The organism is Vibrio phycocola (assembly GCF_054404255.1).
The window spans coordinates 61,581-71,191 of sequence record NZ_JBTAMQ010000018.1 but is presented as its reverse complement, the minus strand read 5'-3'; the positions used below and the strand labels follow the sequence as shown (position 1 = coordinate 71,191).

The window sequence follows — 9,611 nt, the reverse complement described above, 5'->3', positions numbered from 1 at the left end:
GTTACTTCTAAGAAGTAAAATTGATTATCATCAACGAGTGCCCACACAGATTGATAGGTCTAAATTTTTAAAGAGCGCCTGCCAGCCGTAGCTCGCTAGGGGTGCGTATAATACGCTTTTGAAATTCTTAGTCAACCATTATTTAATAAAAAATTGAATTCGATTTTCATTACCTTACTAAGTAGCGTTTACTTCTCAGCGGGTAGGCGGCATTATAGGGATCAATGACTCGCTGACAAGCACTTTTTTAAATTTAAAATCTGTTTGGTTAAAAATAGTTCAAATGCATCAATATTGACTAATCTTTGAACATTTGAGGGCTATCACAGCAATAGGTTGGAAATATCCGAAGCTTACACGTAAAATCGGTCTGCCTATTCATTTAGCATTTTTCATTCACCTTAATAATATATTAATAAGCAGCCTTATATGAATTCAAATAAATCACTAATAGCTTCCGCTATCTTTGCAGTTATCGGCACCATCGTTTTAGCAGTACTTTCGTTTCCACCAGCAGTATCATTTCTTATTGGTGTAATAGGTACGACTCTTATTTTTATCTACACGTCAAACAAAACTCAATCAGCAACAGAGCAAGAATCATCAGAATCTGGTTCCACCACAACTCTTTATATTGGTAACCTTCCATATAAAGCCAACGAAACCAATGTCAAAGAACTCTTCTCTGAATATGGTGAAGTGTTTGCCGTTCGTTTAATGAAAGATAAAAAGACTGGAAAACGTCGTGGTTTCGGCTTTGTTGTCATTGCTGATTCAGCAGTGCAACATACAATCGACAACTTAAATGAATTTAATTACCAAGGGCGTACGTTAAAGGTACGTGTGGCTAACGACCCTAAAGATCAGAACTCAAATAACGAGTAATCGAATTAAATCCGAACTCGCTAATATGTCCAGCTAGTGCTACTTCATCCTTTGGAGTAGCACTAGCAAACATGTCATTACACCTTTTTGTTCTTTCTACTGTTTGTTTTTCTTCCGTTAGTAAAAACAATACTCTCTGAGCAATCGCTTCACCTGAATCGACAAGTAAAACATCACTTCCCATCACTTCTTGTATTTCGTCTCGCAATAACGGGAAATGAGTACAGCCTAAAACCACCACGTCCACTTGACCTTTAAAAGGCTGCATTACTTGATTAAGTTCTTCTCTGTCGACACCCATCCCTCGCAGTTTTTTCTCTGCCATATCAACTAACTGTGTTGAGCCTAAGAGTTGAACCTCTTTCTTGTAAGAAAAAGCAGATATCAGTTCTCGCGTGTACTCCCGCTTTATTGTTGCAGGTGTAGCCAATAAGCCCACGGAATGTTTTGCAGCAAGACAAGCTGGCTTTATTGCAGGCACGACCCCAACAACGGGAATAGACAGCTCTTGTCTTAATTCGGTAAGTATTACTGTACTCGCGGTGTTGCACGCGACAACAACAATATCGATATCGTATTCACACACCATATTACGAATTAACGTAGTTGCACGTTGTAGCAGCACATCAACGGATAACTCTCCATATGGGTAAGCTTGATTATCGAAAAGGTAGGTATAGTTGAGATTAGGCAACAACTGCTGAATCTCTTTTACAACAGAAAGCCCTCCCACCCCGGAATCAAACACAAGAATATTTGCAATTACATTATCAGCCACACGAGAATTCCTTTCATGCTAAAAAATGAAGCATTATCATACCTTATAAACCATTACAGTCTTCGTCATATCAATAAGCACAAATAAAAAACCGCCCAATAAAGGCGGTTTTGGTATTCATTGAGCTAAAACAATAAGAATGTTTAGACTCCGTATTCGGTACGATACGCTTTTACCGCTTCCAAGTGCTCTTGATTGCCACCTTTTTCTTCAAGGAACATAACCAAATCACTTAAACTCACAATCGATATAATCGAGCAACCAAAATCTCGCTCCACTTCTTGAATCGCAGAAAGTTCGCCTTTTCCTTTTTCTTGACGATCGATGGCCACCAACACACCAGCGAGTTCAGCGCCGTTTGCTTGAATAATTTCCATCGACTCACGAATCGCGGTTCCAGCCGTAATCACATCATCAACCAACATAATGCGTCCTTCTAACGCACTGCCGACCAACGAACCACCTTCACCATGATCTTTTGCTTCTTTACGGTTGAAACAATATGCAGTATCCACATCGTGATGATCTGCTAGCGCAACTGCTGTGGTTGTTGCAATTGGAATACCTTTGTAAGCAGGGCCAAAAAGCACATCATACTGAATACCTGAATCCGCTAATGCCGCAGCATAGAAACGACCAAGACGCGCCAAATCACGACCGGTATTAAATAAACCGGCATTAAAAAAGTAAGGACTAGTACGACCTGATTTCAAAGTAAACTCACCAAACTTAAGAACCTGCTTTTCAATTGCAAATTCAATAAACTCGCGCTGATATGCTTTCATTATTTTCTCGCCTTATTATTGCTGTACTCTGGCATCACTGCCACATGTCATGACCAACGATCAACTCACGCTGGTCATCTCTGACTTATTTAGTCAGCTAACGCCGCTTTCTGTGCAACGACGATTTCTTCGATTCCTTTCTGCGCACTCTCTAAAAGTGCTAATAACTCTTGATGACTAAACGGTTCGCCCTCAGCAGTACCTTGAATTTCAATCATTTTACCTTCTTCAGTCATCACGACATTCATATCCGTATCGGCTGACGAATCTTCCACATATTCAAGATCACACAAGATATCCGATCCAAGAATGCCAACCGAAACCGCCGCAACATGGCTTTTCATTGGGTTTTTCTTCAACTGCCCTTTTTCGATCAGGTGAGAAAATGCATCCGCTAACGCAACACTTGCTCCACTGATAGAAGCGGTACGAGTCCCACCATCAGCCTGAATAACATCACAATCCACTGTAATCATAAATTCGCCCATCGCCTCTAAGTCAACGACAGCGCGTAAACTACGAGCAATCAAACGTTGAATCTCCATCGTACGACCACCTTGCTTACCGCTAGCCGCTTCACGACGAGTTCGACTATGAGTTGCACGTGGTAGCATGCCATATTCTGCCGTCACCCAGCCTTTCCCTTTGCCTTTCAACCAACGCGGAACATTATCTTCAACCGTCGCATTACACAGAACTTTAGTATTGCCGAATTCGACTAATACTGAGCCTTCTGCATAAGCGGTATAGTTACGCGTAATTTTGATTGGACGGACTTGATCTGCTGCTCGGTTACTTGGACGCATGGTGCATCTACCTTTGATTAATGAAGAGTCTAATTGGGCGCGAATTATAGCGGAAATCCGTTGATGTTCCTAGTCAAGCTGAGGTTCTACAGCGCGACTCTCGAGTTCGAACTATGTTACTATGAGTTATTTATGAACGTCAGGAACCTAAGGATAAATTGATGATCTACAGTATGACCGCGTACGCACGCAAAGAAGTCAAAGCTGACTGGGGAACCGCGGTATGGGAAATTCGTTCCGTTAATCAACGCTATCTAGAAACCTATTTTCGCCTACCAGAACAGTTTCGTTCTTTAGAACCCGTGCTTCGCGAGCGATTCCGTAAGCGCTTAGCACGCGGAAAGGTTGAGTGCCATCTACGTTATGAAGCGAACCCTTCAGCTAAAGGCGACCTTACTATCAATAACACCTTGGCAACTCAAGTCATCAATGCTGCCAATCAAGTAATGGAACTCACCGGCGAAGCCAGCCGAATTAATCCATTTCAAGTCATGCAGTGGCCTGGCGTCATGGAAACCCCTGAGCAAGATTTCGATACGATTAATAAAGAATTAATGGAAGCGTTCGATATCGCTGTCACCGATTTTATTGATGCTCGCGGACGTGAAGGCGAGAACATGAAAGAATTGATCGTTCAGCGTTTAGATGCCATTAGCAGCGAAGCCACCAAAGTTCGAGCACTGATGCCTGAAATTATCGAATGGCAACGTACTCGATTAACCAGCAAGTTTGATGATGCAAAAGTGGAGTTAGATCCAACTCGTATTGAGCAAGAGTTGATCATGATGGCACAAAAATCTGATGTAGCTGAAGAGCTAGATCGCCTAGATTCGCACGTAAAAGAAACTCAAAACATCCTCAAGAAAGGGGGGGCTTGTGGCCGTCGTTTAGACTTTATGATGCAAGAGTTTAATCGCGAATCCAACACCCTAGCCTCTAAATCGATCAATACCGAAGTCACCGCAACCGGCGTTGAGCTTAAAGTATTGATTGAACAGATGAGAGAGCAGATCCAGAATATTGAGTAGGTTTAACTCTACTCCAAGCATCTTAGGCCCTTTACTTCATTGCTGAAAGCATCTGAAATGCAGGGCTTTTTATTTTTTTCGTCCAAATCAGCTTGCAAAAATTTGGCAAACTACGCCAATTAAGAACAATTAAGCATCAAAGTTATATTTGTAGGTTGATAATATTCTGAACACAGTTCATCAACAAACCTTTCGTATTTCTTCCTACTAATCATGACTATCTACGCAAGTCTCGATAATCAAAAATTTCCTTCCGCAATCTGAAAACAAGTCAAACCTAGCTCTCTCCACATTTTGACTACTTTGTCTCGATCATCGAACACGCAAAGAATGTCATCTTTATAGTTTGGGTAAAGGTCTAGTAACCAAAAACGTTTCAATATTTCATCTGCTGTATATGTGTCCATTTCCCTCATAGTTAACTCATCGTACAAAATGCCATGTACGGAAAGCCAATTAATCGTCTTATCTCTAACTATGTCGCCTCTGGCAGAGAAAATATGCACTCTATATCCTTGTTTCTTGAGAGCATTCACACTTTCAATCACCGGCAGATGAGGTAAGTCTTTATCGCAAGCCTCAAAGTATGAAACCCAGTCCGGTTTCTGGCCGTTCGACTTATCAATAAAATGGCTTCTGTGCTGGTTCAGAGCAAGAGTCCCATCAAGATCTACAATCACAGTTTGTGATAACATATCTACTCACTTAACCTATCGATATGACGATGGGCTTCCAATAACTCATTTCTCATTCGTTTAAACTCATCAAAGTTATATTCATATGGTTCTTTTTTACCATGTAGTAACATTCTGCCATCTTCAGTTAACTCAGCCTTTTGATGAGCTAATTTATTCCTCTCTATCTGTACTTGATGCACTAAAGACTGTTCTTTAAGTATTTCATTACCAAGCTCCCCAGATACACTTTTCAATGCTATACGAACTTGATCAAATGTTGTCATGAAGTGGTTAGAGATAGCTTCTTCTAACGATGCTAACTGGTCTACTTTTTCTTGCTTTTCTGAAAGTTGACGAGTCATTCTTTCCTTCAATTCTTGAAGTGAACTGTCTAAACTCTCTGATGATAAAGCTTTGCACTTATCGATAAATGTTTCTCTCAGCTTTAAGTCCATGTTGCTTGTTTCAGACATCACAACCCCACGCATATTATTCATATCAGACATCTTCTTAATATGATCTTCTACTATCGGCTCTATATCATCAAAAAAACTGGGCCTATGAACAATAAATACACCATCAACTTTTTTATCAAATAATTTCTCTCTGAGTTCATCTGGAATTTGACCACTATAGAAAATCATATCTGTGAAAATTTTACTTCGTAAGTGATAAGCAATGCTCAAGCCATTTTCACTCTTACCACCGAGGTCATAGTCAAAAATAATAAGATCGTAAGGGTTATAAGAAGACAGCTTTTTTGATAGCTCTTCAATTTCTTCAGCTGTGATACTATCTCTATGAGTAAACTCAGGAATAAAACCATACTCTGAAACTAGGTCTTGTAATCGCTCATAGTCTCCTTGAACTTCCTCAAACTGGTCTTCAAACCAAAGAACTTTGTATTTTAATTTCATTACTTTCTAAGCCTTATTTTTATTTTAAAACCAGTTTGTGGCTGATCGTTAGGTAGGAATATTTCTCCACCCATCTTTTCAATTTGTTTCTTACTATGGAAAAGTCCTAGTCCTGAGCCTCGTGTGGTAGTTACACCCTTTTCAAATACTCTATTTGGCTCGATAATTGAGCTATCAAGCCCTTTTCCATTATCAAGTACGGATATTTCTAGTACATTGTTTGCTTCAGTACTCACATCAAAGGTAACGAGGGATGCGCGAGATTTTTTAGCATTGCTCACGAGGTTATCTAAAACCATACCAAGCTCTATAGGTGTAAAGTCTGAAATGAAAGGTTTTGTATTAACATTCACCTTTATTTGTATTCGACTGTTATATGCTGTAGATATCGTTTCTAAGTATTGTTTAATATACAAAGATATATCATCAGTAATTCTCGTAGAATCTAGCTTGAAGTTTGCACTTGTAGCAAAGCGTGATGTAGTCATTATCTTCTCAACAGATTCAAGCATTTCACTTAATGATGTGGATAGTTTTTCTCTATCTATATCATTTTTATTGTTTAAGCTGAGTAACGTTGAAGTTATCTTTTGCTTAGCTGAAGATGTGTAAATGACTATCTGGTGAAGAAAGCTTTCTAGTTGTTCAGAATCTCTGCTTTCATTTGATAACAAAAAGAGGTTTCTCTTTTTCTCATCTTCATACGCAACATTTAAAGACTCGGCTTTCTTAACAGCCTCTTGCTTTAGTGTTTCTTGTTCCTTTGCTACATTCTCAGCCTGCTGCCTTTTTTGGGATTGAATGCTTGCATTTTTTTCTGCTTCTTTTCGAAGTTCTGCTTCAAACTTAGCCTTCTTTTCTGCTTTCAGTCTGGCGGCTAATTCTTCACTTGCTATTCTTCGAGCTTCTTCCTCTTCTTTTTTTAGTTCTGCAAAGCGCTTTCTAGCTTGGTGAACATTCTCCATTAATTCTTTATCAGAAGAACGGTTGGCCAAAGTAGAGAGTCTTTCAACAGACTCTTCAAAATACGAAGATTTTTCGTTTAGTACGTCAACTAGATTGCGACTGTAATCTAATAGCTCAATTTTTTTTGAGCCTGACAGCTTTGAAATCAGGTTGATTATATTAGACCTGTTTTCATCTAAACTTAACCTTTGAGCCGTATCATGGGTTTTATCTATAGCATCCTTCCAAGTAACGCCCACAACATATTGCTCTAACCTTCGAACACACTTTGTTACAGCATAATCAAGAAGCTGTTCAGACGCTTCAGTTTCAACTAAACCGCCGTCTCGGCTGGACTTTTCTTTAAACTTTGATTCGGGCCCTGCAATATCGATACGCCCCATTAAATCACGAGTACCAAGTGTCCTTGCGTAACCTTGACCGTGCCTTCTATCTATTGCCCAATAATCATCACCTTCCTCACCAATAGGCATAACTCTAAATCCATTCCTAAATAAGAAAAGTGAACCGAAAGAGACTGAGTGAATTCCGGTTCTTCTTTTAAATAGCGATTTAGCCGATTGGTTTAAGCTGAAAATTTGGCAGGAAAACTCTGAATCAGCTAATAGAGGGTAGAGCTGAGCACTCTCTTGGATTTTATAAATCAACTCTCCTCTATCAATGAGGGTCGTTACGAAGTGTCCATTTTTATCCAGAACTACAGATAATGACGTCGTTTTATCTTTCAATACGTCAAATATATTATTGGTAACCAAGCCATTAATTAGTTCTGGAAGTTCTAACTCTGGATTAGATTCATATTCTTTTTCTAAATATTCATCCGCCTTTTTTTCTCTCTGACAGATCATATTTAGTTTTATTTTTGAATTTGAACTACCAAAAGGATTAATGAGTTTAGCAAGGTTTCCTTTTAAACGTTGTAGCTTCTTTCTATCCCATGAGCTTGGCTCTCTTAAATCTGAGATTTCTAAAACAACGCCAGACTTAGGACTAGATATGCCTTTAGGAATATCAAAATCAGAAGATGTTGCATACTTCACATCTATATTTTCAAACTTAGTCTTCGCATTTTCTTCAAACTTACCCCAATCAATATTTAATATATGAATAAGATTATCTGATACTGACTTTGCCTGTAATTTAAGCCTCCCTCCGACCCTATCACAAGAGAAACGTCCTACACCTTTATTACCAGCATATACTCTGCTAGAACTATTATCTTCTGTTCCATCTTTTTTGGCAGAATAAGCAACAAAGAGCCACTTATTGACTAAGTCCTCATAACTCATACCTTTACCATTATCAATAATAAGGATTTTATTTATAACATCATTATTATCTTCAAATACAAGATCAACATTCTTAGCATTTGCATCAAATGAATTTTTCACAAGTTCAAAAATAGCAATAAAGTCATTTGTTATTAAATCTTGACCAATTACAGATTTGAGAGCAGAGCTTATTTCAAAATGCAGTGGATCTTGCTTTTTTTCACTCATAAATCACCAATTCATATCAAATTTTTGTTAATAGTAAACCTAATGCTTCACCTAAAAGAGGAGGAACCGCATTCCCTATTTGGGTATAACGAGGACACTCTTGAGTCCTTCTTTCTCCACCAGTCGTATATTTGCCTAAAATATCAAAATCATCGGGAAAAGATTGGATTCTAGCCATCTCTCTTACAGTGAGTATTCTAGGTTCAGAATAATGAAGTAAGTCGTCAGGGAGGGTAGTTAGCGTCTTGGAAGGCTCATTAGCATTGAGTACTGTGATGGCTTGTTTCTTCGTACCTATCTCTAGCCGCATAGCGTCACTCAAACTCACACCCGGCTTACAGATCTGCTGAATTCTTGTGAACTTCTGTATAGTTGTATCTTTATGGCGAGCAAGACGAAGACTATTGGGTTTCTTTTTACCTGCACTCTTTCTTATAACTCGAAGGTACTTTGATTGCTTCTTGGGCTGAGTGTAGTTAATTTCTTTAAAGCCACTAACTTCATTCCCAGAATGATAAGCAAGTCCATTTTCACTTACTAGAAGATCACCGATAGCATCACTAACCTTTACATGACGTAATGGGAGCTTTTTATCAATCAAAAAATCTCTTTTTGTGTTGGCTAGAATTTCAAAAGGGTTTTTAAAGTTTTCCGTCACCAATTCTTTTTTTATTCCAATCATAATGAATCGAGTTCTTTTCTGAGGAACACCAAAATCCGCACTACATAAAAAGTCTGTATATACCTTGTAACCTAACTTCTCTAACTTAGATTTAACGACCATTGAATGAGGCTTTCTAGCCTTCTTACCTTCAGCTGGCTTGAAAGATGCGTTAAAGCCACGGACATTCTCTAGCAACAGATATTTAGGTGAGACTATCTCTACCATCTTGATGTATTCGTCAGACAACTTGTTACGGGGATCTTTTGCATTTCTTCTGCCAGCCAAGGAGAAACCCTGACAAGGAGGCCCCCCTGCAATTAGATCAACTTCACCTTTCAGAGCCGATAATTGCTCTAGATGATTTTCAAGAAGATCTTGGATTGTAGTTTCTTGTTTTGGCAACCAACTTGGCCAGTTAAAGTGAGCATGAGCCCCGTCAATCAAATTGTGTTTAAAAGTAGAAAATGCCATTGAATCTTTTTCTACAGCAAATAGTCCCTCCCAACCTGCATTACCAAGACCTAGCGAAAATCCGCCACACCCTGAGAAAAGGTCTATATAAGTGCCTTTTTTACGTTGATTCAATTTGTCTGACATTTACAAAAA

General features: G+C 38.9%; 9 protein-coding genes. 2 read left to right on the top strand and 7 right to left on the bottom strand.

Annotated features, from left to right (window positions below):
• Window positions 1-429: 429 nt before the first annotated feature.
• Window positions 430-885: an RNA recognition motif domain-containing protein gene (locus ACXJY6_RS18445; RefSeq protein ID WP_458769216.1), complete on the top strand. Its 456-nt coding sequence runs from the start codon at window positions 430-432 to the stop codon at window positions 883-885.
• Here ACXJY6_RS18445 and murI read toward each other — a convergent pair.
• The 3 genes from murI to rph form a co-directional block, all read right to left on the bottom strand.
• On the bottom strand, window positions 857-1,663 hold the full coding sequence (murI, locus tag ACXJY6_RS18440) for a glutamate racemase (protein ID WP_458769215.1): 807 nt from the start codon (window positions 1,661-1,663) through the stop codon (window positions 857-859). The two genes, ACXJY6_RS18445 and murI, sit on opposite strands and share 29 nt — an antisense overlap.
• A gap of 143 nt (window positions 1,664-1,806) precedes the next feature.
• Window positions 1,807-2,448, bottom strand: a complete 642-nt coding sequence (gene pyrE, locus ACXJY6_RS18435; protein WP_458769214.1) for an orotate phosphoribosyltransferase — start codon at window positions 2,446-2,448, stop codon at window positions 1,807-1,809.
• An 89-nt stretch (window positions 2,449-2,537) separates the two neighbouring features.
• The gene (rph, locus tag ACXJY6_RS18430; RefSeq protein ID WP_456052999.1) at window positions 2,538-3,254 is read right to left on the bottom strand and encodes a ribonuclease PH; all 717 of its coding nucleotides are present in this window, start codon (window positions 3,252-3,254) and stop codon (window positions 2,538-2,540) included.
• 161 nt (window positions 3,255-3,415) lie between these two features.
• On the opposite strand from rph, the gene ACXJY6_RS18425 reads away from it, so the two are divergent.
• A complete protein-coding gene (locus ACXJY6_RS18425; RefSeq protein WP_456052998.1) occupies window positions 3,416-4,282 on the top strand; it encodes a YicC/YloC family endoribonuclease in 867 nt (288 codons plus the stop codon).
• Window positions 4,283-4,521: 239 nt separating this feature from the next.
• Here ACXJY6_RS18425 and ACXJY6_RS18420 read toward each other — a convergent pair whose 3' ends face one another.
• The 4 genes from ACXJY6_RS18420 to ACXJY6_RS18405 are packed head-to-tail and all read right to left on the bottom strand — an operon-like array spanning window position 4,522 to window position 9,602.
• Window positions 4,522-4,977 carry a phosphatase domain-containing protein gene (locus ACXJY6_RS18420; protein WP_458769213.1) on the bottom strand — a complete coding sequence of 152 codons (456 nt, stop codon included), beginning with the start codon at window positions 4,975-4,977 and terminating at the stop codon, window positions 4,522-4,524.
• 2 nt (window positions 4,978-4,979) lie between these two features.
• Complete coding sequence (locus ACXJY6_RS18415; RefSeq protein ID WP_458769212.1) at window positions 4,980-5,876, bottom strand: hypothetical protein; 897 nt, start codon at window positions 5,874-5,876, stop codon at window positions 4,980-4,982.
• Window positions 5,876-8,341 carry an ATP-binding protein gene (locus ACXJY6_RS18410; RefSeq protein ID WP_458769211.1) on the bottom strand — a complete coding sequence of 822 codons (2,466 nt, stop codon included), beginning with the start codon at window positions 8,339-8,341 and terminating at the stop codon, window positions 5,876-5,878. The genes ACXJY6_RS18415 and ACXJY6_RS18410 overlap by 1 nt, the downstream gene beginning before the upstream one ends.
• A 16-nt stretch (window positions 8,342-8,357) precedes the next feature.
• Entirely contained in the window at window positions 8,358-9,602 is a 1,245-nt protein-coding gene (locus ACXJY6_RS18405) for a DNA cytosine methyltransferase (protein ID WP_458769210.1), read from the bottom strand.
• Between the last annotated feature and the right edge of the window lie 9 nt (window positions 9,603-9,611).

Bases quoted from the DNA above. Each gene is read 5' to 3' on its own strand.
- ACXJY6_RS18445 (WP_458769216.1), top strand. From the start codon at position 430: ATGAATTCAAATAAATCACTAATAGCTTCCGCTATCTTTGCAGTTATC.
- pyrE (WP_458769214.1), bottom strand. From the start codon at position 2,448: ATGAAAGCATATCAGCGCGAGTTTATTGAATTTGCAATTGAAAAGCAG.
- rph (WP_456052999.1), bottom strand. From the start codon at position 3,254: ATGCGTCCAAGTAACCGAGCAGCAGATCAAGTCCGTCCAATCAAAATT.
- ACXJY6_RS18425 (WP_456052998.1), top strand. From the start codon at position 3,416: ATGATCTACAGTATGACCGCGTACGCACGCAAAGAAGTCAAAGCTGAC.
- ACXJY6_RS18420 (WP_458769213.1), bottom strand. From the start codon at position 4,977: ATGTTATCACAAACTGTGATTGTAGATCTTGATGGGACTCTTGCTCTG.
- ACXJY6_RS18415 (WP_458769212.1), bottom strand. From the start codon at position 5,876: ATGAAATTAAAATACAAAGTTCTTTGGTTTGAAGACCAGTTTGAGGAA.
- ACXJY6_RS18410 (WP_458769211.1), bottom strand. From the start codon at position 8,341: ATGAGTGAAAAAAAGCAAGATCCACTGCATTTTGAAATAAGCTCTGCT.
- ACXJY6_RS18405 (WP_458769210.1), bottom strand. From the start codon at position 9,602: ATGTCAGACAAATTGAATCAACGTAAAAAAGGCACTTATATAGACCTT.